The sequence below is a fragment of the Mesorhizobium sp. M0106 genome (genome assembly GCF_040322715.1).
In the GTDB taxonomy this organism is placed as follows: domain Bacteria; phylum Pseudomonadota; class Alphaproteobacteria; order Rhizobiales; family Rhizobiaceae; genus Mesorhizobium.
In genome coordinates this window covers 25,774-48,227 of record NZ_JAMYUA010000034.1, presented here as the reverse complement: position 1 = coordinate 48,227, position 22,454 = coordinate 25,774, and the positions used below count along the sequence as shown (strand labels likewise).

Below are 22,454 nucleotides of genomic sequence, written 5' to 3'. Positions count from 1 at the left end.
TCTCCTCCACAGGGTAGTTTCAACGAAATGGTTGCCGGCTACCCGACCGGCGTCTGTTCCACGAGCGATCGCGCCGTCCGCTCGTCGGTTATCAAGCCTTTGAGATACCGGCCCTCCAGCACTGACTTGATGGCGCGAACCTTCACCTTGCCGCCGGCGACGGCGACAATCCTGCGGTTGCTGATGTCTTCGCGCGCCAGTGCCAGCGCCCGGTCGGAAAGCGTCGTCGCAACCGCCTTTCCGGCATCGTCGAAGAAATGGCCGAGCAGTTCGCCGACACCGCCGTTGCGGCGGATCTCCTCCATCTCGCCCTTCTCGATCATACCGGTGGCAACAAGCGAGGCCTCACGTTCGGCGGTGCCGATGCCGGCGATGAGCAAGTCGGCGGACTTGGCGAGGTCGAAGACATCGCTGACGCCTTTCTGCCCGAGCAACACTGTTCGATCCTCGACCGTGTTGGCGAACATCGGTACGGGCATCACATAGGCCTCCGCACCAGTCCGCTCGGCGACGCGGTGGATGACGTCATGCGGATTGGCCGAGAACTTGCGCGTCAGGCCGCCAAGCAGCGAGACGAAACGGATCCTGCCGGCCGATATGCGCGGCAGATATTCCACGCAGGCGGCAAGCGTGCGGCCGTGGCCGACGCCGATCAGCGCCTCTTCGCCGCGTTCGATCTCGCGCTTGAGAAACTGCGCGCCAGCAATGCCGAGCGCCTTGAGCGGCAGGTCTTCGGCATCGAAGTCCGGAACAACCTCGCAGTAGTCGAGGCCGTACCGGCCGGACAACTCATCCTCAAGCTCCACGCATTCTGAGACTTCGCCGTCGATGTAGACTTTGACCAGGCCTTCCTGATTGGCCTTGGTGATCAGGCGATGCGCCTTGAGACTGGTCAGGCCAAGCCGTTTGGCGACCTCCGACTGGGTCAGGCCGCCGGCATAGTGAAGCCAGGCGGCACGGGCTGCCATGCCGGTCTCATCGTCGCGCAGCAGGCCGTTGCCAAAACCAACCATTTCCGCCCTTTGATATTTTTATCAATTGCTGCAAAATTTTTCACAAGGCGTCGCCCGAGTCAAGCAACCGCTGCGTTTAAATCTCCGGCCAGGAGCTTGCCGGCCGGGGCCGAATAGAGCCGCGCTAACCAACGGCAAGAAACAACGCCGACCGCGCGCCATTTAAAACGTTTGCAATTTCGCTTGAAGTGATTACAAACGTTTCAAACTTCGTTCGGGAGGAACGATGCCGGCCCGCGTTACGACCCTCAAGGAACTTGCTGCGCAGCTCGGCCTGTCGATCACGACCGTTTCGCGCGCCCTTGCCGGCCACGAGCAGATCGCCTTGAAAACGCGCCAACGTGTCACCGAGGCCGCGCGCCAGGCCGGCTACGTGCCGAACACCGCAGCCCGCACGCTGGTCTCCGGCCGAAGCGGCTTCGTCGGCATGGTACTGCCGATCCGCGGTCCCAATCTGGTCGATTCCTTCCTCGGCGAATTCGTCACCGGATTGGGCGAAGGGCTGGTTTCGCACGGCTCCGACCTGATCCTGGCCGCAGCAGCGCAAGGCCAGTCGGAACTTTCCGTGCTTCGCCATGTCGTCGAATCCGGGCGCGCCGACGGCGTCGTCGTCACCCGCATCGCCGAGGTCGACGAGCGGCTTGCCTATCTGCGTCACCGCAATTTCCCGTTCGTCGCGCATGGCCGGCTGCTCGACGGCGACTTTGCCTACCATTGGCTCGATACCGATGGCGCGCACGCATTCGGCGAGGCCTTCGACATGCTCTACGATCTCGGACACCGCCATTTCGGCCTGGTGACGATTTCCGAGCCGATGACATTTCGCCATCTCAGACAGGACGGGCTCGCCGCCGCGATCGCCCGCCGGGGCGATCCGTCCGTCAGGCTCGATGTGGCGACGGCGCCGCGTTTCGATCGCGGTGCCCGCATCCAGGCAATCATCCGGCTTCTGCACGCCACCGAGCGGCCGACGGCGATTGTCGCGCTGTTCGACGAGCTGGCGCTGACTGTGATGGAAGAGGCGGGGCGCGCCGGACTTGCCATTCCTCGCGACCTTTCGGTGATCGGCTTCGACAACATAGCCGCCTCCGCCTATGCGCCGCCGGGGCTGACCACTTTCGACGCCTCGATCCGCCGGTGCGCGCGCGAGATCGGCGAGATGCTGCTGACCGTCATCGGCGACAGGCCGGACGCGCCACTGACGCGGCTGGTCCGGCCGACACTTGTCTCGCGGGCAAGCCATGGCCCGGCACCCACAGGACGGAACTGACGCCTTAGCGGCGCACAACCAGGGAGGAAGACGACGATGAATGCGTTGAGGACATTGGCAGGTGCGGTGCTGGCGTTGTCGCTTGCTGCCGGCGCAGCACAAGCCCAGCAGGTGTTGTTCTGGTCGACACAGGCGCGACCAGTGGAAGAGACACAGAAGATGCGCAGCGAAGTGCTGAAGGGGTTTGACGGCCAGGTCGACTATCAGGTCGCCGAGGACGGGCCCTGGCTCACCCGCCTTCAGGCCGAACTGCAGGCCGGCTCCGGCACCATAGGCGTGCTCGGCGGCCTGCACGGAGACTTCTCCACCGTCGGCGCGAACCTTGTCGATCTCTCCGGCGTCGATCTCGGTGGCGTCAAGGTCAACGAGACCTACAAGAAGCTCGGCATGCTCGGCACCGGCGAGCAGAAGTACCTGCCATGGATGCAGGCCACCTTCCTGATGGCGGCCAACAAACAGGCGCTGCAATATCTGCCGGCCGGCACCGATCTCAACACCATCACTTATGACCAACTGATCGAGTGGGCGAAAAACATCGCTGAAAAGACCGGCTCGCCCAAATTCGGTTTTCCGGCCGGCCCGAAAGGGCTGAAGCACCGTTTCTTCGAGGGTTTTCTCCTTCCATCGTATACCGGCTCGATGGTGACGAAGTTCCGCTCGGCGGAGGCCGAGACGGCGTGGAATAAGTTCAAGGAATTGTGGCAATACACCAACCCGAATTCGACCAACTATGCCTTCATGCAGGAGCCGCTGCTGACCAGCGAAGTCTGGGTGGCATTCGATCACGTGGCGCGCCTCGCCGACGCCTTCAACCAGAAACCCGACGAGTTTGTCGCCTTCCCGGCGCCGGCTGGCCCGGCAGGCCGCGGCTACATGCCGGTGGTGGCCGGTGTCGCTATCCCGAAGACCTCGCCTGACATGGACAAGGCCAAGGCGCTGGTCGCCTATATGCTGAAACCGGAAACCCAGATCGCGACGCTGAAGGCGACAAACTTCTTCCCCATCGTCGACGTCAAGCTGCCCGACGACATGCCGGCCTCGGTGAAGGCCTTCAGCCCAGTGATCGCCACCATGACCGGAGCTCCCGATGCGTTGCCGGCGCTGCTGCCGATGGGACTTGGCGGCGTCGGCGGCAAGTTCAATCAGATCTACACCGACAGCTTCGAGCGCATCGTGCTCGGCGGCGAGGATGTCCACGGCGTGCTCGACGAACAGGCGACGGCGCTGAAGGCGATCATCGACCAGGCGAAGGCGCCATGCTGGGCGCCCGACAAGCCCTCGCAAGGCGCCTGCCCGGTCGATTAAGAATCCTCCCGGGCGTCCGGATTTCCAGCGCGCCGGGCGCCCACCCCTTTTGAAGCTTCGAATAGAGAGCGCTCCATGCACAGCAAGGCCCTGCCCTATCTGCTGCTGACGCCGGCGACGCTGTTCCTCTGTGTCTTTTTCCTCTACCCGTTCGTGTTGGTCGCCTTCGAGGCGTTCACCCGCGACGGCGGCTTTACGCTCGACAATTTCCGCACCATGGCGGGCAGCTGGAAGTTTCCGGTCACTGTCCGCAATACGCTGCTGCTGAGCGCCATCGTCGTGCCGATCCAACTGGTGATGGCGCTGCTGATGGCAACGGTGGTGTCGCGGCTTGAAACCGGGCGCAGCGCTGCGCTTTACATCTTCGCTATTCCGCTCGGCATCTCCGATCTCGCCGCCGGGCTGATCTGGCTCGCCATCTTCGACCAGTCCGGCTTCCTGAACACCTTGCTCTCCAATCTCGGCGTCATCGACAGGCCGGTCATGTTCCTCGGCTACCAGAGCAAGCTGACGATCTTCATCGCCGTGGCGCTGGCCGAGATCTGGCGCGCGACCGCCATCATGATGGTCATTCTGGTCGCCGGCATGGGGCTGATCCCCCGGGAATACTACGAGGCGGCGGAGGTTTTTGGCGCTAGCCCGTGGAAGCGCTTCATCAAGATCACGCTGCCTCTGCTGCGCCCAAGCCTGCAGACGGCGATCATTCTGCGCGTCATCCTTGCCTTTGAGGTCTTTGCCGTGGTTGCAGCACTCGGCGGCACCAATCTGCCGGTGCTGATGGGCGAGACCTACAATTGGCAGTTCACGCTGCAGGACCACAATGTCGCCGCCGCCATGGCGCTGTTCATCCTCGCCATCTCGATCGGCTTCACGCTGTTCTTCCTGCGGGTGCTGCGTGTGCCGAAGGAGACTCGCATATGAGCACTGTCGCGGAGCTCTCGATCGCCGCACCTGAGGCCCGCAAAGCCGGCAATTGGTTGCTGGTCGCAACGGTCATCCTGCTTTGCGTCTGGGTGCTGCTGCCGATCTATCTGTTGATCGTCAACGCGCTGTCGTCGCCGGAAGAGGTGACCGCCTTTCCCAAGCGCTTCTTCCCGTCATTCGATTTCGGCAGCCTTTCTTTCTTCATCAAATTCGCCGGCGTCGCCAAGGCGCTGTGGAACTCCGTTCTCGTCGCCACGCTGACGATGCTCCTCTCGATCGGCTTCGGCGCACCCGCGGGCTACGCGCTGTCGCGCTTCGAATTCCCGGGCAAGGAAACGTTCCGTTTCGTTGTGCTGATGACCCGCGCCTTCCCGCTGCCGCTGCTGGCGCTGCCGCTGGCGGTGATGTTCATCCGCACCGGCCTCGACGACACCGCGATCGGGCTGGCGCTGGTCCACACCACGCTGGCGCTGCCGTTTGCGGTGCTGATCACCTTCTCGCTGTTCTCCGGCATTCCCGTCGAGCTGGAGGAGGCGGCCTGGACGCTCGGCTGCACGAGATTGCAGGCATTCCGAAAAGTCATTCTGCCGCTGGCGCTGCCGGGCATCGCGGCGTCGGCGGTGTTTGCCTTCACCATCTCCTGGAACGAGGTGTTTGCTGCCGCAGTGCTCACCATAGAGAACCGGACGCTGACCGCCTTCCTGTTGCAGAGCCTCGGCGAATCGCCGCTCTACCTCAAATTTGCCGGTGGCGCGGCACTGGTCATTCCGGCGCTGATCTTCATCTTCGCCGTTCGCAAATATCTGTTCGCCATGTGGGGGATCGCCAACCGATGACGCGCACAAAAGAGAACGCCGATGGCTGAGATCGTCATCAAGCAGGTGGCAAAACGCTTCGGCGGCTTCACCGCGCTGCATTCGATCGACCTGACCATCGCCGACCAGGAATTCATGGTGCTGCTTGGCGCCTCGGGTTGCGGCAAGACCACGCTGCTGAGGATCATCGCCGGGCTGGAAACGCCAAGCCAGGGCGAGGTCTGGATCGGCGGCCGTCGCGTCGACCATCTGCCGCCGCGCGAACGCGGCATCGCTATGGTGTTCCAGAATTACGCCGTGTTTCCGCACCTGACGGTATTCGAGAATATCGCCTTCGGCCTGCGCATGAAGAAGCTGCCGCAGCAGGAGGTCGACGGGCGCGTCAACCGCACCGCCGAGCTCATGCACATCGAACAGCTTTTGAAGCGCTATTCGGGCCAGCTTTCCGGCGGTCAGCGCCAACGCGTGGCTGTGGCCCGGGCCCTGGCGATGGAGCCTGACGTGATCTTGATGGACGAGCCGCTGTCCAACCTAGACGCGCTGCTGCGGCTCGAAATGCGCGCCGAGCTCAAAGGTGTGCTCGCGGCGTCCAAGACCACCACCATCTACGTTACCCACGACCAGGTCGAGGCGATGAGCCTCGCCGACCGCATCGCCGTCATGCATCAGGGCCGTATCGTCCAGGCCGCCTCGCCGGTAGAGGTCTACCGCAATCCGGCGGCCCGCTTCGTCGGCTCCTTCATCGGCAACCCGCCGATGAATTTCATCCCGGCGACGAAGACGGCCGACGGCAGTTGGACCGTCGCCGGGCTGACGCTGCCCGGCCCCAAATCGGACAAGCAGACGATAGAATTCGCCATTCGCCCCGAGGATGTGGACGCCGGCAACGAAGGTATTAACGCCACCGTGCGCGTTGTCGAGCCGCTCGGACCGCACACGCTGGTCAGCTGCGACGTCGAGGGCGGCCTGTTCCGCGCCATCCTCGAATCGAATGCCACGGTCGCCGTCGGCGATCACTTGCGGCTTTCGCCCAAACCCGATCGCGTCCGCTGGTTCGATCCCGAAACCACCAACGCCCTTTGATCCCCTTCGATTCTGAAAGTACGAACGCTCCGATGATATCTCTTGCTGTCGACGAAACCATCGCCCGCGCCGTCGAGGTGCTCAGGGAAAATGACCAAGGCACCTATACCATACCGACCAAGGGGCTCTACCCGTTTCAGTGGAACTGGGATTCCTGCCTGACCGCGCTCGGCCTTGCCCACTATGACGAGGCGCGCGCCTGGACCGAGATCGACACGCTGTTCGCCCACCAATGGCCAGACGGCATGGTGCCGCACATCGTCTTCCATGTCTGGAGCGACGGCTATTTCCCCGGGCCGGAGGTCTGGCGAACCAACCGCCCGACTGCCACCTCCGGCATCACCCAGCCGGCGGTCGCCGGTTTTGCCGTGCGCCGCTTGTTCGACCAGGCCAAGGACAAGACCCTGGCGGCCGAGCGCGCCCGCGCGCTGTTGCCGAAAATCGATGCCTGGCACCGCTGGTTCTACGAAAATCGCGACCCGGACGGCGAAGGGCTGGTCGCCATAATCCACCCATGGGAGTCCGGCCGCGACAACTCGATCGATTGGGACGAGGCGTTCGAGCGCGTGCCGACCGAAGGCGTCGAGCCCTACACCCGCCGCGACATCCTGCACGCCGATCCGGCGCATCGTCCAACCAAGGCACAGTATGACCGCTATGTCTGGCTGTTGCAGCATTTCCGCGGGCTTGGCTGGGATAATGCCCGGCTGCACGATGCCTCGCCATTCCAGGTCGTCGATCCCGGCTTCAACGCCATCCTGATCCGTTCCGCCGCCGACCTTGCCGATCTCGCCGAGGCACTTGGCGAAACCGAAATCGCAGAAGCCAATCGCGCCCGTGCCGAAAAGGGGCTTTCGGCAATGGAACGGCTGTGGAGCGACGCGCATGGCCAGTACATTTGTTTCGACCGAGTGGCCGGAAAGCATGTTGACAGCGCGTCGGTCGGCGGCATTCTGTCGGTATTTTCGGCCATCCCGGAAAGCCGGGCAGCGACCATCGCTGCAACGATCGAGCGCATCGCCGGCAAAACGCGTTACATCGTCCCGTCGCACGATCCTGAGGATGGGCGCTTCGACCCAAAGCGCTACTGGCGCGGCCCGGTCTGGCTGGTGGTCAACTACATGATCGCCGACGGCCTTGCCGTCGCCGGCCGCAGCCAAATCGCACAGCGCATCACGCAATCCAGTCTCGAGCTGATCGCCGAGAGCGGTTTTGCCGAATATTACGATCCCCTCAACGGCGAGCCGCTCGGCGGCAATCGCTTCACCTGGACCGCGGCAATGGTGATCGAGTTCCTGAAGGGCAGAGCCTGAACGCTTCCGCCTAGGCCGCCGGCTACCAAAGCCCGTTCTGTCCGCCGAATAACAGTCGATACTATTTGCGTCTGAGGCACGTCCTGGTCCATCAAAACAGGGCCAAGGCATGCCAATCTTCACCATGCCAGAGCTATAATAATTCTTCACAAACCGCTATCTATACTGCGTCGGGGCGGGGAGAAGCGCGGCTTGGAATTCGATCTGAAAACCATTGAGGCGCTTGCTCCCGATCAGGCGTCGCTGAGCGCCGCCTCCAACCTCACCAAACGAACGAACTGGCCGCGGCTCGAAAAGCATGAGCAGCAGGCGCTCATCTGGGGCGAATGCCAGGGCTCCGGCTCCAATCCTTATCGAGTGGTGGTCGACACGGGTGATCACGGCTACAAATGCACCTGCCCCTCGCGCAAATTCCCATGCAAGCACACGCTGGCCTTGATGTGGATTGCCGCCACCGCGCCAGCCAGTTTTGCCGCTGCCAATACCACGCCGGAATGGGTGAATGACTGGCTTGGCCGACGCAGGAAGACAACGCCACAGCCGGCGCAACCAGTACCCGGCGCGGAAGCCAAGCGCATTGGCGAAGCCGCACGAGCCGACGAGAGCACCGCCGTTGAAGACATCGCGGCGCTGGAGCGTCGCGAGGCGGCGCAGCGCAAGCGGGCGGAAAGCACACGAGAAGCAGTGTCGGCTGGGCTCGATGAGCTTGATCAGTGGATAGCCGACCAGTTACGGCTCGGTCTGTCCGGGTTTGTCGACGCCAGCAGCGACCGTTGCCGGCGGATTGCTGCGCGGCTAGTCGATATGAAGGCAGCCGCGCTCGCCGGCCGTATCGACGAGATTCCGTCGCGGCTGATGGCGCTGCGCAGCGAGGAACGGTCTGATGCCGCAATCCGTGAACTCGGCAAGCTCGTGCTGCTGGCCAAGGCGTGGCGGTCGGAGCCCGACGACCCCGAGCTGAAGCGCCTCGTATCAACGTCTGAACCCCGCGAACAGGTTCTCAGCAGTCCGGATGCAAGACAGGTTGAAAGCCTCTGGGAAGTTCTCGGCGAGAAGATCGAGAGCCGCCGCGATGGTCTGGTCAGCCATTCGACGTGGCTGCTCGATTTGAAAAGCGCCACCCCGCAATTTGCCGTGCTGCTCGACTTTTTCCCGGCTTCGGCCGGGCGCCGGTCCAACGCTTTTGCACCAGGCGACCGTTTCAATGCCCGACTGGTGTTTTATCCGTCACGCATGCCGCTCCGCGCCCTCGTGGTGGAGCGCATGGGGGAGGTTGCGCCCGGCGCGTGGCCCGATTTTGCTTTTGGCACCGCGAAGGATCCGCTCGCCACGCATGCTTCCCATCAGGACGCCGCGCCCTGGATCGCTGATTGTCCCCTCATGCTGCCGCCCGGCGCTATCCTGCTCGACGATCGGGGCACGGCATGGTGGCAGGCGGAGGATGAACCGCAGGGGATCGCATTGCCGATCGCCGGCGCGGTAGATCAAACCTTGCTCGGCCTCGGCCTTGCGGCCACGGCAGCGCTCTGGAACGGCGCGCGGCTTGAGCTTCTGGCGGCGCAAAGTGAGTTCGGGAGGCTTGATCTGGCGTGAACGAAAGCGAGCAAACAGGCCTGGCGGCAATGCGCGATTGCTGGATCACCGGCGGTGCTACATTCGATCTGGCTCCGGCCGGATGGAAAGCAATCGCCGGCGGTGCAAGTCCCGACGAACAGGAGCGCCGGCTCCTGGCAATCGCAGCACAAGCGCTCGACGTCGCGCTGCGGCCGGCCGCGCCGACGACACTCAAGCGTCGTCCGCTGCTGCCCAGACTTGCCCTGCCCATTCTGCCGCCACGATTTCGGCCGTTGTTGAGAGCCGCTCTGAAGCACGCCGCCGACGCGAGGCGAAAGGCACGCGTGGCGGCGCTCGTCGCCAGCCGCGGCTTTGTGCTCCATCCCATGGACTGGATGCCCTCGGATCAGAACAGCCCGGACGTCTACGCACCATGGATAGACTGGCAAGCAAGCATGAACGGGGAAAGGCTTGCCCCACAAGAGAAACTGACTGCGGAAAACTGGGATGAGTTCTATCCCGCCGCGCGACGCTTGGCCCTTGCCGATATGCGCCGTACCGACCCGACATCGGCTCGAATGTTGATCGAAGCCAAGGCCTCGGGCGAACCGGCGGAAGTCAGGCTTGTGCTGGTCGAGCTTATGCGCTTCGGCCTGAGTGCCGAGGACGTGCCTTTCCTGAAAAGCCTTTCCGCCGACAGGTCCGGCAAGGTGCGCGAACTGGCTGGCCGGCTGCTGGCAAGATTAGGAGAGCACGTTCGCCCGAGCGACGGTGGACCGGACGATCCCGTAGCCGAACTCGCCGCCTTTATCACTGAAGGCAGATCCGGCTTCATCCGCCGCCGGACGATCTACACTCCAGCAAAACTAAAATCCCAAGCGCAGGAGCAACGCCGCGCCGAACTGTTCGAGATATGCAACCTCGTCGACCTTACCGAACGGTTCAACACTACGGAAGCCGAATTCATAGGAGGCTGGCAATTCGGTGCCGACAATAAAGCCGACATCCTGATCGCACGAATGGTCGCCGCCTCAGGGAGCGAAGCCGCCCTTACGCAGATGGCGGATACGCTTATCGCCGAAGGCGGCAAACCGGCGCTGTTCGTGCTTCACCTCATGCCGCGCCTGGACAACCGCAGAAAGCGTGTCCTCATCAGGCTGATCCTCAAGGAGACAACTTATCTTGGCATGATCAACCTGGCGGAAGGCATCGATGTCGACTGGCTGGAATGGGACGACCTGACGAATGGACAGGCGCTCGCCGCACTGCGTTCCGCCGCCGGCGGAAAAGACGACGCCGCGCGGCGGGGTCTCGACGATGTACTGGAGACGATCGGCTTCCTTGCCACCGCGACCACGGCAGCGAAATTGATCGACGACATGGTCGCGGCGGGCGTGCCGCCCGCGGCTCCTTCACTCGGGCTTCTACGTCTCAACGCATCACTGGCGGGGCCTGGAAGCAACACATGACCAATCCGGAGAACAGCAAAATGAACGCAGCCATCCGCCTCCCGGTCGAGCAGGCCTACGCTTCGGAATTGCAGGCGCTGGCGCGCGATGACGACCGGCAGAGGCCTGCCGGCTGGAGCCTGTCGCCACAGGCTGTGCTGACCTATTTGCTAGGCGGGAAGGCCGGTGACGGCACCTTGGTAACGCCAAAATATGTCGGTCGCCGCCGGTTGATGGAAACCGCGGTAGCGACGCTCGCCACGGACCGTGCACTCTTGCTGCTCGGCGTTCCCGGAACCGCCAAGTCCTGGGTGTCTGAACATCTTGCCGCCGCCATTATGGGCGACTCGACGCTGATCGTGCAGTGCACGGCCGGCACCGACGAGAACCAGATCCGCTATGGCTGGAACTATGCGCAGCTACTGGCAAAGGGCCCGAGCCAGGAAGCGTTGGTGCCGACGCCGCTCTACCGAGCCATGCAGAACGGCAAGCTCTGCCGGCTGGAGGAACTGACCCGCATGGGCTCAGACGTGCAGGACACGCTGATCACCGTGCTTTCCGAAAAGATGATGCCTATCCCGGAATTGAACACCTCGATCTACGCCCAGCGCGGCTTCAACATTATCGCCACGGCAAACAACCGCGACAAAGGTGTCAACGAGCTCTCCTCGGCGCTCAAGCGTCGCTTCAATGTCGTGGTGCTGCCATTGCCGGAAGACATGGCCGAAGAGGTGGCGATCGTCTCCAAACGGGTCGACGAGATGGCTGGCGGACTCGACCTGCCGGTGCCGAAAAATGTCGGCGAGGAGATCGCCCGTGTGCTGACCATCTTCCGCGAATTGCGCTCCGGCGCGACTGCCGACGGCAAGGTGACGCTGAAGACGCCTTCCGGCTCGCTGTCGACCGCAGAAGCGATCGCCACGATGGTTGGCGGGCTCAGCCAGGCGGCGTGGTTCGACAGTGGCAAGCTCGGCGCCGAAGGTCTCGCCGCCAGCCTTGTCGGCGCGATCGTGAAGGATCCGGTGCAGGACAAGGTGGTGCTGGAGGAATATCTGGAAACAGTGCTCAAGAAGCGGGCCGACTATGCCGGCTATTACGCGGCGCTGAACGCAGCGATCTGACGCCATGGGCCACGGCGACATTGCCTATTTCGGGATACGCCATCACGGGCCGGGTTCCGCCGACAGCCTGGTGCAGGCACTGCAGGATTTGAACCCGGTCGCCGTGCTGATCGAGGGGCCGATCGACGCCTCTGAGCTTCTGCCCATGCTGGCCCGCCCCGAAATGCAGCCGCCTGTGGCGCTCCTTTGCTATCCGGAGGACGATCCGGCTTCGACAAGCTTCTGGCCTTTTGCCGAGTTCTCGCCCGAATACCAGGCGGCGCTTTGGGCTGTGGGCAATAAGGCGACGTTGCAGTTTATCGACCTGCCGTCATCGGCACGGTTCACCACTGCTGCGATCGGTGGCGCGGAGGAAACCGATGCGACCGAAGCTACCCAAGCCCCCGAGGATGGTGACGCGGCTCCGCTTCCGCGTGATCCGATAGCCATGCTGGCACACGCCGCCGGTTATGAGGACGGCGAAAGCTGGTGGTCGGATATCATTGAACAGAATCCGGAACCCGGCCCCATATTTGCGGCCATCGCCGATGCGATGACGACACTGCGGAATGGTGAGGGTCCGATCGCGCAGTTCGAAGCCAAGCGCGAGGCGCATATGCGGCTCGAAATCGCCAAGGCGCGTAAGCAGTTCGACGGACCGATCGCCGTCGTCTGCGGGGCATGGCATGTGCCGGCGCTGCAGGCCACCCACACTCAGAAAAACGATCAGGTCCTGATCAAGGAAATTGCCCGGCGCAAGAGCACAATGACATGGGCACCGTGGACGGGACCGCGCCTGGCGCTGGGATACGGCTATGGCGCAGGCGTCGTCGCACCGGGCTGGTGCAAGCATCTCTGGCGCACGCGCGGCCGGCGCGATGCGGCGACCCTGTGGCTTGCGACGATCGCCGCCGTGCTGCGGGCGAAGGGTCACCTGATCTCGACCGCTTCGTTGATCGAAGCGGAGCGGCTCGCCCGGACGCTTGCCGCGATTCGCGAACGACCGAAACCCGGATTTGAGGAATTGCGCGACGCCGCGATCGCCGCCCTCTTCAACGGCGAAGCGTTGCTGTGGAGGTTGGTTGAGGCCGAGCTGCTTCTGGGTTCGGACGTCGGCGAAATTCCGCCCGACACACCGCTGGCGCCGCTGATCGAGGATCTGCAGCGTAGCCAAAAGGCGGCGCGCCTAAAATCCGAGGCGCTGGAGCGGGAACTGTCGGTCGACCTGCGAAGCGAGAGCGGGCTGTTTCGCTCGACATTGCTGCATCGGCTGCACGTGCTTGGTGTGCATTGGGGCAGACTGACCGATGCCGGTCGCAGCCGTGGCACCTTCCGCGAGCGGTGGACCCTAGCGTGGGAACCGGAATATGCCGTTCGTCTGGTCGAGAACCTGATCTACGGGCCGACCATCGAAAAGGCTGCCAATGGCCGCCTGATCCAGATGATCGAAACGGCGGCGACGCTCGATACGCTTGCGGCACTGGTCCAGAGCGCCATCACTGCTGGCCTGTCGGAAGCATCGACTGCCGGCCTCGCGGCGTTGGAGGCACGCGCGGCGCGCAGCAGCGAATGCCTGGAGATCCTGGCGTCGGTGCCGCCGCTCGCCGACATTGTCCGCTACGGCGAGGCCCGCAAAACGCAAACGGACCGGCTGTCCGGCCTTATGGAGCGGCTGATCGTCGAAGGTGCGATCGCGCTTCCCTACGCTGCGCGCGATCTGGATGAGCAGGCCGCCGCGACACTGGTTGGTGCGATGCGCAAGGCCGATGAGGCGATCAGGCTGGTCGAACCCGGCCAAGACGTGCTGGACGGATGGCGCAACGGGCTGGCGGCCGTACTGGAGGCGTCACGGTCGACGGCGCTGCTGGCCGGGTGCGCCGCACACCTGCTGTATGAAGCTGGTCGCCTGTCCGCCGAAGCCGCTGCCGGGCTGCTCGGGCGACGCCTGTCACCGGGGACGCCTGTCACTGACGCGGCCGGGTTCTTCGAAGGCTTCTTCAGCACAGGCGGTCAACGGCTGATTTATGACGAGGGTCTGCGCGGTGCGGTCGATGGGTGGCTCAGATCCCTGGACGAAGATGCTTTCATTGCGCATCTACCGCTGCTGCGCCGTGTCTTTTCCAATCTGGACAGCATGGAACGCCGCCGGCTGATCGAAGCGATCCTCGGCCGCGCGGCGCGCTTGCCGGCTGGCGTGACGCCGACGCCGGATGGCGGCGAGGCATGGCGCCGGCACCTGGGGCTGCTTGGACCGTTGCTCAACGGAGAAACCGGCAATGGATGACGAGGCCGAAATGAACGAACCCGGCCCGCTCACTGCCGATGGCGGAAGGGAGCGCCGCTGGCGACTGGCGATCGGCGCCGATGACGAAACGTCTGGGGCACTTTCCAGCGACGATAAACGGCTTTCGGCGGCACTCGACGCTCTCTACGGCGACGGCGTTAGCGCCGCTTCTGCCGACCCACGCAAGCGGCGTGGCGGCCTTGGCCGGTCGGCGCCGCGCGTTGCACAATGGATGAGCGACATCCGCTCCTTCTTTCCGGCGCAGGTCGTCCAGATCGTCCAGAAGGACGCCTTCGAACGGCTGGACCTGAAGCAGATGCTGATGGAACCGGAATTCCTCAAGGCGATCGAGGCGGACGTCAATCTCGTCGCCGACCTGATTTCGCTGCGCTCGGTCATGCCGGCCAAGACCAAGGACATTGCCCGGACGATCATTGCCGATATCGTCGGCAAGCTGATGCAGAAGCTGGAGCAGAAGACCGCCGAGGCGATACGCGGCGCTCTCGATCGATCGAGACGCACCAACCGCCCGCGTGCACGCGATATCGACTGGCAGCGCACCATTTCGGCGAACCTTCGCCACTATCAACCCGAGCATAGGACCATCGTGCCGGAGAAACTGGTCGGCTTCATGCGCAAGCAGCGCCGGCTTGTCGATCTGGATGAGGTCGTTCTCTGCGTCGACCAGTCCGGCTCGATGGCAAGCTCGGTGGTCTACGCCTCGATCTTCGCGGCGGTGATGGCCTCGCTGCCGGTTGTGCGCACGAAGCTTGTCTGCTTCGATACGGCGATCGTCGACCTGACCGAAGAGCTCAGCGATCCCGTCGAGGTGCTGTTCGGCGTGCAGCTTGGCGGCGGCACCGACATCAATCAGGCGGTCGCCTATTGCGCCGACCGTATCGAACGGCCCACCAAGTCGCATCTGGTGCTGATCACCGATCTCTATGAAGGCGGTAATGGCCAGGACTTGCTGCGGCGACTGGCAGCGCTGGTTCGATCCGGCGTAAATGTCGTCGTGCTTCTGGCGCTGACCGATCAAGGCCGGCCCGGCTACGATCCCACAATGGCAGGCTCGGTAGCAGCCCTTGGTATTCCCGTCTTCGCCTGCACGCCGGATCTGTTTCCGGACATGATGGCTGCGGCCTTGCGCCGTGCGGATATCGGAGCATGGGCGGCGACCGCCGATATCAAGCTGGTCCGCGCCGAAGCGCAGGTGTCGAGCCACCCACCAACTGCCACAGTTTGACAAAACGCGGTCCGCGCCTATGGTCGACCTGTTACAGGAGCGGTGCATGGCGACAGCAACCGACTGCATTTTTGGCGGGTTTTCCGCATGTTTTCTTTCCAGCGAAATTCGCGTCAAGCCGCTCCTGCAATCCTCGCCGGTCTTCGCGTGCGTTGCATCGATATCTGCGCGCCAATAGCATCCGTGAGCGCCCTCTCCTCGCGAACCGCCGAGCTTCTGTCGCGACTTGAGGGTCGGCTGGATCGGTCCGCGATCGTCTCGGCAGATGAGGCCGGGCCGCGTTACAGGGAAGACCCCGACGGCAAAACCGGTGCGCGGCCGGAGGTCGTGCTGCGACCGCGCACTGCCGGCGAGGTGTCGGACATACTGCGCCTGTGCAATGAGGCGGGGCAGAGGCTTGTGGTCCAGGGGGGCCGGACCGGGCTTGCCGGCGGCGCTCGCATCCAACCCGGCGAAGCTGTGCTGTCGCTGGAGCGCATGACTTCCGTTGAAGCTCTCGACCGCGAGGCGGCGACCATCATCGCCGAGGCCGGCGCGCCGCTGCAAGCGGTGCAGGAAGCCGCCGATGCGGCCGGCCTGCTGTTCGGCGTCGACATCGGAGCGCGCGGCACGGCCACCGTCGGTGGCAATGTCGCCACCAATGCCGGCGGCATCCGCGTACTGCGCTACGGTATGTACCGGGCTCAAGTGCTTGGCCTGGAAGCGGTGCTTGCCGACGGCAGTATCCTGACCTCGCTCAAGGGTTTGGCGAAGGACAACGCCGGCTACGACCTCAGCCAATTGTTCATCGGCAGCGAAGGCACGCTCGGCGTGGTCACGCGCGCATGCCTGCGGCTGCATCCGAAGCCGGCCACCGAGATCAATGCCTTCTGCGCGCTTGCTTCGCTGGACGCGGCGATCACGTTGCTTGCGCTGCTCAGGCGGAAGCTCGGGCCCTTGCTATCGGCCTATGAGGTGAATTTCGCACCGCTCTATGGCGCCATGATCGCCGGCATGGAGGCGCCGGCGCCGCTGCCCGCCGGCTCGCCCGTCTATGTGCTTGCCGAGATACAGGGCAGCGAGCCCGACCGCGACGGCGAACGTTTTGCCGCGGTGCTGATGCAGGCGGTTGAAGATGGCGTGATCGACGACGTGGTCGTCTCGCAATCGCCGCGCGAATTCCGGGCGCTCTGGGCGGTGCGGGAGGAGGCCAACCGTTTCCTGTTTTCGATGGCAGGCCTGATCGGTGTCGATATCAGCATCCCGCTGGCGAGAATGGCGACTTTCCTGGGCGAAACAGAAGCCGCCATCAGGGCCGTCGACCCTAGCGCCGACATCTACGTCTTCGGCCATCTCGGCGATGGCAATCTGCATTATCAGGTCCGCACCGCGAATCCGGCGGCCGCATACGGCATCGTGTACCGCGGTGTTGCCACCGCCGGCGGTGGCGTTTCGGCCGAACATGGCATCGGCCTCGACAAGAAGGAATGGCTGCACCTTGTGCGCAGCGACGCCGAGATCGCGGCCATGCGCCGCCTGAAAGCAGCCTTCGACCCGAACAACATCCTCAATGCCGGGCGCATCTTCGACCTGGCGCCGGGCTGAAATCGAAGGCCGGTAGCGCTGGCCGGATGCTGTCTCTATCTGGTCGCGCTCTTCAATTCCGCATGCGCCACTGCAATGCGGGCAGCAAGCGCGGCGTTGTTGCGGACCAGCGCGATGTTGGCCTTCAGGCTGCGGCCTTGCGAAAGCTCATTGATGCGTGCGAGCAGAAACGGCGTTAGTTCTTTGCGCCCGATGCCGCGCTTCTCGGCCTCAGCCACGGCCGCTGCGATCGTGCCGTCGATGAACGCCGGATCGAGCGCGTCCGCTTCGGGGATAGGGTTGGCGACGAGAATGCCGGTGCCGGATTCCATCTCGTCATGCAGCAGCATGGCTCGCGCGATCTCGTCGGGCGTGTCGAGGCGATGATCGGCCTTGAGCCCGCTGGAGCGGGTGTAGAAAGCCGGAAAATCATCGCTCCCATAGGCGATCACCGGCACGCGCTGAGTTTCCAGATATTCCAGCGTCTTCGCAATATCGAGGATCGACTTAACTCCGGCGCAGACGACGGTCGTGCCGGTTTGGCCGAGTTCGGTCAGGTCGGCGGAGATATCGAAAGTGGCTTCGGCGCCGCGATGCACGCCGCCCACGCCGCCGGTCGCAAAAATGCCGATCCCGGCTAAAGCGGCGATCCGCATCGTCGCCGAGACGGTGGTTCCGGCCGAGCCGCCGCGCACCATGATGGCGGCGAGATCGCGCCCGGAAGCCTTGACCACGCCCTTTGCCGCTGCCAGCTCTTCCAGTTCACGGTCGTCGAGGCCAACCTTGATCTTGCCGGCGACCACTGCGATCGTGGCGGGCACGGCGCCGTTTTCACGCACTACGGTCTCGACACCACGGGCAGTTTCCAGATTGGCCGGATATGGCATGCCGTGGGTGATAATCGTTGATTCCAATGCCACCACCGCGCGGCCTTCATCAAGCGCAGCAGCGACTTCATCGTTCAGGTGGACAAGGAAAGGTTTCATATCATCTCGCTTTCAGGCAGGAATGCGGTACGTGCCGGCGGCAAGGAAGCGCGGCGACAGATCGGGATGGACGCTGGATTCGCTCTCGGTGGTCAGTGTGGCAAGCAGCGCGCCGGTGCGCACGGCATGAGCGACCGGCTCACCCGAAAGCACCTTGTACAGTGTGCCGGCGATCATCGCGTCACCGGCGCCGGTGATATCGACGGGCTGCGCCGGGACGGAGTGCATGGTCGTCACACCGCTCTCGGTCGCAACGGCAAATCCATGCGCGCCCACGGTCACGATCACCTCGCCGGCGCCGCCCGCGCGCAGCGCTGCCGCTGCTTCCTCCGGCGTCAGCCGCCTGTCGGCGTCCGTCATGCCGAGCATCGTATTGGCCTCGTCATGATTGGTGAACAGAAGATCGATGCCGGTCAGGTCCTTCGGCAGGCGCGCTGATTTCGGCGCCGATACCGTGTCGACTGCGAGCTTGAAGCGCGCACCCTGCTTGCGCGACATCAGTGCCGCGAGGGTCGCGGCCGGCAGATTGCAGTCGATGAACACCCATGTCGCCGAAGCCAGATGCGGCCAGAAGCGGTCGAGATAGGACGACGAAAACAGATCGAAGATCTCCATGTCGGCAATGCCGAGCACGAGGTCGTTGTTGCGGTCGAGGATGGCCGCGTATTCCGCCGTCGGCCGTTCCGTGGTGGTGATGACCTGGCTGACATCGACGCCGAGGTCGCGCAGATACCGCACCAGTGAGCGGCCGGTTTCATCGTCGCCGACGATCGAGACGAAGCTTATGTCGACGCCGAGGCGGGCAAGGTTTTCGGCGACGTTGCGGGCAACCCCGCCGAAGCTGCGATAGCCGTCGACCGGGTTCGACGTCTCGAAAATCAGATCCTTCTTGGCGTGGTATTTGCGGTCGAGCACCGCGCCGCCGACGCAGACCATGCGCTTGGACGTCGGCAAGACGTAACCACGGCCGAGAATATATCCCTTGTTGACGAGTTGCACGATGTGGGCCGCGACCGTCGAGCGGGCGATGCCGAGCACCGTTGCTATGTCCTGCTGGCCGGCGAATGGGTTCGCCGCAATGAGGTCGAGAACCGCTTGTTCCTGTGCTCCAAGGTCGTCCATTGTCTCACCCGGCCGTCAAATTCGAGACTGAATGTTGATATGACAACAGATGCTATTGTCAACAGTTGTTTGGACCTGGGCATTTCCGGTCGGGTGCCCACATTTGGTCAGGTCACTTGTGTCGACCTATCGGACGCGCTCGCGCTGAAGGCCCTACGGCGCGGGCATTTCTCCGAGAACAGGGAGCCTTAACGCGAGACTGCGAACACCACTAAGCCTTCAGCACCGAGACGGCCAATTCGCTGTTGTGGACGTATTCGTTGGCGTCAGGCTGCTTCTGCACTAGCAGGATGAACAGCAGGTCGGTCAGCGTCAGTTGTGCATCACGCGCAGTTATCGATGACGAGCGCGCGCGCTCTTCATCGGCGATCGTGTGGAGGCGAATGTCGGCAACCCGGCTCAGCGGATTGTCGCGAAGTCCGGTGACGGCGATCACGGTGGTGCCACGTTTGCGGGCAAGTTCAGCTATCCGCAGGGTTTCGATGCTCGCCCCGGAATAGGAGAGCGCGAACACCACGTCACCTCGTCCAAGCGTCGAGACATTGGCCATTTGCACATGGCTGTCGCTGTCGTGCAGCACGTTGCGGCCGAGCTTCATCAGCTTGTATGAGAAATCGCGCGCCACCAGCGAGGATGCGCCGACGCCGGCCAAATGAATGCGGCGCGCAGCGTTCAACGCTTCGAGGGCCTTGCCGATTTCCTGCTCGGTGTTGGCCGCGACGGTCTGTTGCATCGACAAGAGCTTGCTGCCGATCAGCTTGCGCATGATGACCAGATAGCTGTCGTCGACCTCGATCGAACCGTGGATCATGCCGGCCGGCACGTGCCATTCCTGCGACTTGGCCTCACTGACGGCGAGCTTAAGCTCCTGATAGCTGGAATAGCCGAGCTTCTGGCTGAACTTGACGACGCTCGACTGGCTGCGGCCGATCTCGGCGGCAAGCGCCGCCGTCGACAGGCGGAGCATCTGGTCGGGATTATCGACGATATACCGACCGATCTCGCGGTCGCCGGGCGCCATGACTTCGAGCTTGGCCTCGATCTTCTTCAGGACGGACATGCGTTCCTCCATTGCCTGTCATCGACAATGCCAAGCCAAGGAATAAATTATTCCGTCTCTGATTGACAGCCAAGAATGAACCATCAAATCTCGACTGGTGCGGTTGCGGCCCAGCCTTCGGGCATGTCGACGATTCGGACATGAAAGATCGTAGACTCGCCGACAGCTCGGGATTAGGTCAGAGCCATGGACAAATTGCGGATCGTCGGCGGGCACAGGCTTGAGGGCGCGGTGACGATCTCCGGCGCCAAGAACGCGGCCTTGCCGCAAATAGCGGCGGCGTTGCTCAGCCCCTATCCGCTGCAGCTGACCAACCTGCCTGAGGTGACGGATGTCGACAACATGCTTGGCGTCGTCGGCCTTCATGGGGCCGAAGTCACCAGATCGGCGCATGCCGCCATAATCGATACCAGTGCTGCCGCTTCCAGGGAGACAAGCTACGATACCGTCAGGCGCATGCGCGCGACGGTGCTGGTTCTCGGTCCACTGCTTGCCCGCTTCGGCCATGCCCGGGTCTCGCTGCCTGGCGGCTGCGCGATCGGCGCAAGGCCGGTCGACATGCATGTCGCCGCACTTGCCGCACTTGGCGCCGATATCGCGATCGAAAACGGACTGATCGTCGCGTCTGCGCCGGGCGGACTGAAAGGCGCGCGCATCGTTTTGAGCTCGCCGTCGGTCGGCGCGACCGAAACGGCGATGATGGCGGCGACGACGGCAAACGGCGAGACCGAGATCCTCAACGCGGCCCGCGAGCCGGAGGTGCCCGATCTTGCCGCCTGCCTGAACGACATGGGCGCGCGAATCGAGGGCGCCGGCACGCACCGCATCCTGATCGGGGGCAGCACAGACTGGCGCGCCGCCACGCACGACATCATCCCGGACCGGATAGAGGCCGGCACCTATGCCGTCGCAGCGGCCATCACCGGCGGTCAGCTCGAGCTGACCCACGCGCGGCTCGAGCACATGGCATCCGTCGTCCAGCTGCTCGAAGCAGCCGGTGTGAAAATATGGCCGGGCGACCGCGGGCTGATCGTATCGAGAGACGGGCCGCTCAAGGCGGTCGACGTGACGACGGAGCCCTATCCGGGCTTTCCGACCGATCTCCAGGCGCAGTTCATGGCGTTGATGTGCTGTGCCGAGGGCGCTTCGCTGTTGCGCGAGACGATCTTCGAGAACCGCTTCATGCATGTGCCTGAACTGATGCGGCTCGGCGCCAATATCAAGCTGCAAGGCACCATGGCGCTGGTGCGCGGAGGCGAGAAGCTGAAGGGCGCGCAAGTGATGGCGACCGACCTGCGCGCCTCCGTCTCGCTGGTGCTGGCAGCGCTGGTGTCGGAGGGCGAGACGACGATCAATCGCGTCTATCATCTCGACCGCGGGTACGAGCAGTTGGACCGCAAGCTCCGGCTGTGCGGCGCCCAGATCGAACGAATAAGGCAATGAGTGCCGGTGGGGCGTCTCCGCATTATTTCCTGGGCGTCGATGGCGGCGGAACCGGCTGCCGGGCGCGTATCGAAGACGAGGCAGGAACCGTGCTCGGGCAAGGCCTGTCGGGCCCGGCGACAACGCGACTCGGTATAGAGGTGGCCTGGGCCTCGATTGCCAAAGCCTTTGGCGCGGCGATCGAAGAGGCAGGGTTCGCGGCGGCGGAAATCGCCAGGATCCGCGCGGGTATCGGTGTTGCCGGCATCGGCCGTAAGGGTGCGCTCGAGGCGTTTCATGGCATCGAACAACCCTTTGCGAGCATCGACTTCGTCAGCGACGGCGTCGCGGCTTGCCTTGGCGCGCATTCGGGTCAAGACGGCGCCATCGTCATAGCCGGGACCGGTTCGATCGGGCTCGGCTTTGTCGAAGGGCGCGACCTGCGCGTCGGCGGCTACGGTTTTTCGATTTCCGACGAGGGCAGCGGCGCCGATCTCGGACTGAAGGCAGTGCAGCTTGCCTTGCGAGCCCATGACGGCCGGCATGAGCGGACGGCGCTGCTGGCCGAGGTGATGCAGCGCTTCAAGGACGATCCGTTCGAGGCGGTGGCCTGGATGGACCGCGCCAGCGCGACGAACTATGCCGCCATGGCGCCGATGGTGATCCGCCATGCCGACCAGGGCGATCCGGCCGGTCGGCGGATCGTGCAAGGCGCTGCCGAGCAGATCGACACCTTCGTGCGGGTGCTGTTCGAAAAAGGCGCGCCGCGGGTTACGTTGCTCGGAGGGTTGTCCAGCCCGCTTGAGCCATGGCTCGCTCCCGACGTCCGCCGACGGCTGAAGCCGGCCGACGGCGATGCGGTTTCGGGAGCCATAATCCTGGCCAGAAAATCCCTCTGCCGCCAGTGATGCCTTGCTCCGCAAGGAATATAATATTCCTACTTTCC

General features: G+C 63.7%; 18 protein-coding genes. 14 read left to right on the top strand and 4 right to left on the bottom strand.

Going from position 1 to position 22,454, the window contains the following annotated elements; genetic code table 11:
- Positions 1-38: 38 nt before the first annotated feature.
- Entirely contained in the window at positions 39-1,013 is a 975-nt protein-coding gene (locus tag NKJ55_RS26185; RefSeq protein WP_023676028.1) for a sugar-binding transcriptional regulator, read from the bottom strand.
- Positions 1,014-1,239: 226 nt separating this feature from the next.
- On the opposite strand from NKJ55_RS26185, the gene NKJ55_RS26180 reads away from it, so the two are divergent.
- The 12 genes from NKJ55_RS26180 (at position 1,240) to NKJ55_RS26125 (ending at position 16,939) form a co-directional block, all read left to right on the top strand.
- Complete coding sequence (locus tag NKJ55_RS26180; RefSeq protein ID WP_352452412.1) at positions 1,240-2,283, top strand: LacI family DNA-binding transcriptional regulator; 1,044 nt, start codon at positions 1,240-1,242, stop codon at positions 2,281-2,283.
- A 36-nt stretch (positions 2,284-2,319) separates the two neighbouring features.
- Entirely contained in the window at positions 2,320-3,588 is a 1,269-nt protein-coding gene (locus NKJ55_RS26175; protein ID WP_352452411.1) for an ABC transporter substrate-binding protein, read from the top strand.
- Between the two features lie 75 nt (positions 3,589-3,663).
- Positions 3,664-4,509, top strand: coding sequence for a carbohydrate ABC transporter permease (locus NKJ55_RS26170; RefSeq protein WP_352452410.1), 846 nt, complete (start codon positions 3,664-3,666; stop codon positions 4,507-4,509).
- Positions 4,506-5,348 (top strand): carbohydrate ABC transporter permease, encoded by an 843-nt coding sequence (locus tag NKJ55_RS26165; RefSeq protein ID WP_352452409.1) that lies wholly within the window; start codon positions 4,506-4,508, stop codon positions 5,346-5,348. Before NKJ55_RS26170 ends, NKJ55_RS26165 begins: the two co-directional genes overlap by 4 nt.
- A 21-nt stretch (positions 5,349-5,369) precedes the next feature.
- A complete protein-coding gene (locus NKJ55_RS26160; RefSeq protein ID WP_352452408.1) occupies positions 5,370-6,410 on the top strand; it encodes an ABC transporter ATP-binding protein in 1,041 nt (346 codons plus the stop codon).
- Positions 6,411-6,442: 32 nt separating this feature from the next.
- The gene (locus NKJ55_RS26155; RefSeq protein WP_352452407.1) at positions 6,443-7,723 is read left to right on the top strand and encodes an amylo-alpha-1,6-glucosidase; all 1,281 of its coding nucleotides are present in this window, start codon (positions 6,443-6,445) and stop codon (positions 7,721-7,723) included.
- A 192-nt stretch (positions 7,724-7,915) separates the two neighbouring features.
- Positions 7,916-9,316, top strand: a complete 1,401-nt coding sequence (locus tag NKJ55_RS26150) for an SWIM zinc finger family protein (protein WP_352452406.1) — start codon at positions 7,916-7,918, stop codon at positions 9,314-9,316.
- Positions 9,313-10,746, top strand: coding sequence for a DUF5691 domain-containing protein (locus tag NKJ55_RS26145; RefSeq protein WP_352452405.1), 1,434 nt, complete (start codon positions 9,313-9,315; stop codon positions 10,744-10,746). Before NKJ55_RS26150 ends, NKJ55_RS26145 begins: the two co-directional genes overlap by 4 nt.
- A gap of 20 nt (positions 10,747-10,766) precedes the next feature.
- Complete coding sequence (locus NKJ55_RS26140) at positions 10,767-11,846, top strand: ATP-binding protein (RefSeq protein WP_023676037.1); 1,080 nt, start codon at positions 10,767-10,769, stop codon at positions 11,844-11,846.
- Positions 11,847-11,850: 4 nt separating this feature from the next.
- Positions 11,851-14,109 (top strand): DUF5682 family protein, encoded by a 2,259-nt coding sequence (locus NKJ55_RS26135; RefSeq protein ID WP_352452404.1) that lies wholly within the window; start codon positions 11,851-11,853, stop codon positions 14,107-14,109.
- Positions 14,102-15,355, top strand: coding sequence for a VWA domain-containing protein (locus NKJ55_RS26130; protein ID WP_352452403.1), 1,254 nt, complete (start codon positions 14,102-14,104; stop codon positions 15,353-15,355). Before NKJ55_RS26135 ends, NKJ55_RS26130 begins: the two co-directional genes overlap by 8 nt.
- Positions 15,356-15,538: 183 nt before the next feature.
- A complete protein-coding gene (locus NKJ55_RS26125; protein ID WP_502901457.1) occupies positions 15,539-16,939 on the top strand; it encodes an FAD-binding oxidoreductase in 1,401 nt (466 codons plus the stop codon).
- A 35-nt stretch (positions 16,940-16,974) separates the two neighbouring features.
- On the opposite strand, the gene NKJ55_RS26120 is transcribed toward NKJ55_RS26125, so the two are convergent.
- From NKJ55_RS26120 to NKJ55_RS26110, 3 genes are all read right to left on the bottom strand, one after another.
- Positions 16,975-17,904 (bottom strand): pseudouridine-5'-phosphate glycosidase, encoded by a 930-nt coding sequence (locus tag NKJ55_RS26120; RefSeq protein WP_023676041.1) that lies wholly within the window; start codon positions 17,902-17,904, stop codon positions 16,975-16,977.
- Between the two features lie 12 nt (positions 17,905-17,916).
- Complete coding sequence (locus NKJ55_RS26115) at positions 17,917-19,026, bottom strand: carbohydrate kinase (RefSeq protein ID WP_352452402.1); 1,110 nt, start codon at positions 19,024-19,026, stop codon at positions 17,917-17,919.
- 211 nt (positions 19,027-19,237) lie between these two features.
- Complete coding sequence (locus NKJ55_RS26110) at positions 19,238-20,086, bottom strand: MurR/RpiR family transcriptional regulator (RefSeq protein ID WP_352452401.1); 849 nt, start codon at positions 20,084-20,086, stop codon at positions 19,238-19,240.
- A 186-nt stretch (positions 20,087-20,272) separates the two neighbouring features.
- On the opposite strand from NKJ55_RS26110, the gene murA reads away from it, so the two are divergent.
- Both murA and NKJ55_RS26100 read left to right on the top strand, forming a co-directional pair.
- Entirely contained in the window at positions 20,273-21,529 is a 1,257-nt protein-coding gene (gene murA / locus NKJ55_RS26105) for a UDP-N-acetylglucosamine 1-carboxyvinyltransferase (RefSeq protein ID WP_352452400.1), read from the top strand.
- Positions 21,526-22,416: a glucosamine kinase nucleotide-binding domain-containing protein gene (locus tag NKJ55_RS26100; protein ID WP_352452399.1), complete on the top strand. Its 891-nt coding sequence runs from the start codon at positions 21,526-21,528 to the stop codon at positions 22,414-22,416. The genes murA and NKJ55_RS26100 overlap by 4 nt, the downstream gene beginning before the upstream one ends.
- The last annotated feature ends 38 nt before the right edge of the window (positions 22,417-22,454 follow it).

Bases quoted from the DNA above. Each gene is read 5' to 3' on its own strand.
- NKJ55_RS26180 (WP_352452412.1), top strand. From the start codon at position 1,240: ATGCCGGCCCGCGTTACGACCCTCAAGGAACTTGCTGCGCAGCTCGGC.
- NKJ55_RS26160 (WP_352452408.1), top strand. From the start codon at position 5,370: ATGGCTGAGATCGTCATCAAGCAGGTGGCAAAACGCTTCGGCGGCTTC.
- NKJ55_RS26165 (WP_352452409.1), top strand. From the start codon at position 4,506: ATGAGCACTGTCGCGGAGCTCTCGATCGCCGCACCTGAGGCCCGCAAA.
- NKJ55_RS26170 (WP_352452410.1), top strand. From the start codon at position 3,664: ATGCACAGCAAGGCCCTGCCCTATCTGCTGCTGACGCCGGCGACGCTG.
- NKJ55_RS26185 (WP_023676028.1), bottom strand. From the start codon at position 1,013: ATGGTTGGTTTTGGCAACGGCCTGCTGCGCGACGATGAGACCGGCATG.
- NKJ55_RS26110 (WP_352452401.1), bottom strand. From the start codon at position 20,086: ATGTCCGTCCTGAAGAAGATCGAGGCCAAGCTCGAAGTCATGGCGCCC.
- NKJ55_RS26120 (WP_023676041.1), bottom strand. From the start codon at position 17,904: ATGAAACCTTTCCTTGTCCACCTGAACGATGAAGTCGCTGCTGCGCTT.
- murA (WP_352452400.1), top strand. From the start codon at position 20,273: ATGGACAAATTGCGGATCGTCGGCGGGCACAGGCTTGAGGGCGCGGTG.
- NKJ55_RS26155 (WP_352452407.1), top strand. From the start codon at position 6,443: ATGATATCTCTTGCTGTCGACGAAACCATCGCCCGCGCCGTCGAGGTG.
- NKJ55_RS26135 (WP_352452404.1), top strand. From the start codon at position 11,851: ATGGGCCACGGCGACATTGCCTATTTCGGGATACGCCATCACGGGCCG.
- NKJ55_RS26140 (WP_023676037.1), top strand. From the start codon at position 10,767: ATGAACGCAGCCATCCGCCTCCCGGTCGAGCAGGCCTACGCTTCGGAA.
- NKJ55_RS26175 (WP_352452411.1), top strand. From the start codon at position 2,320: ATGAATGCGTTGAGGACATTGGCAGGTGCGGTGCTGGCGTTGTCGCTT.
- NKJ55_RS26115 (WP_352452402.1), bottom strand. From the start codon at position 19,026: ATGGACGACCTTGGAGCACAGGAACAAGCGGTTCTCGACCTCATTGCG.
- NKJ55_RS26130 (WP_352452403.1), top strand. From the start codon at position 14,102: ATGGATGACGAGGCCGAAATGAACGAACCCGGCCCGCTCACTGCCGAT.
- NKJ55_RS26100 (WP_352452399.1), top strand. From the start codon at position 21,526: ATGAGTGCCGGTGGGGCGTCTCCGCATTATTTCCTGGGCGTCGATGGC.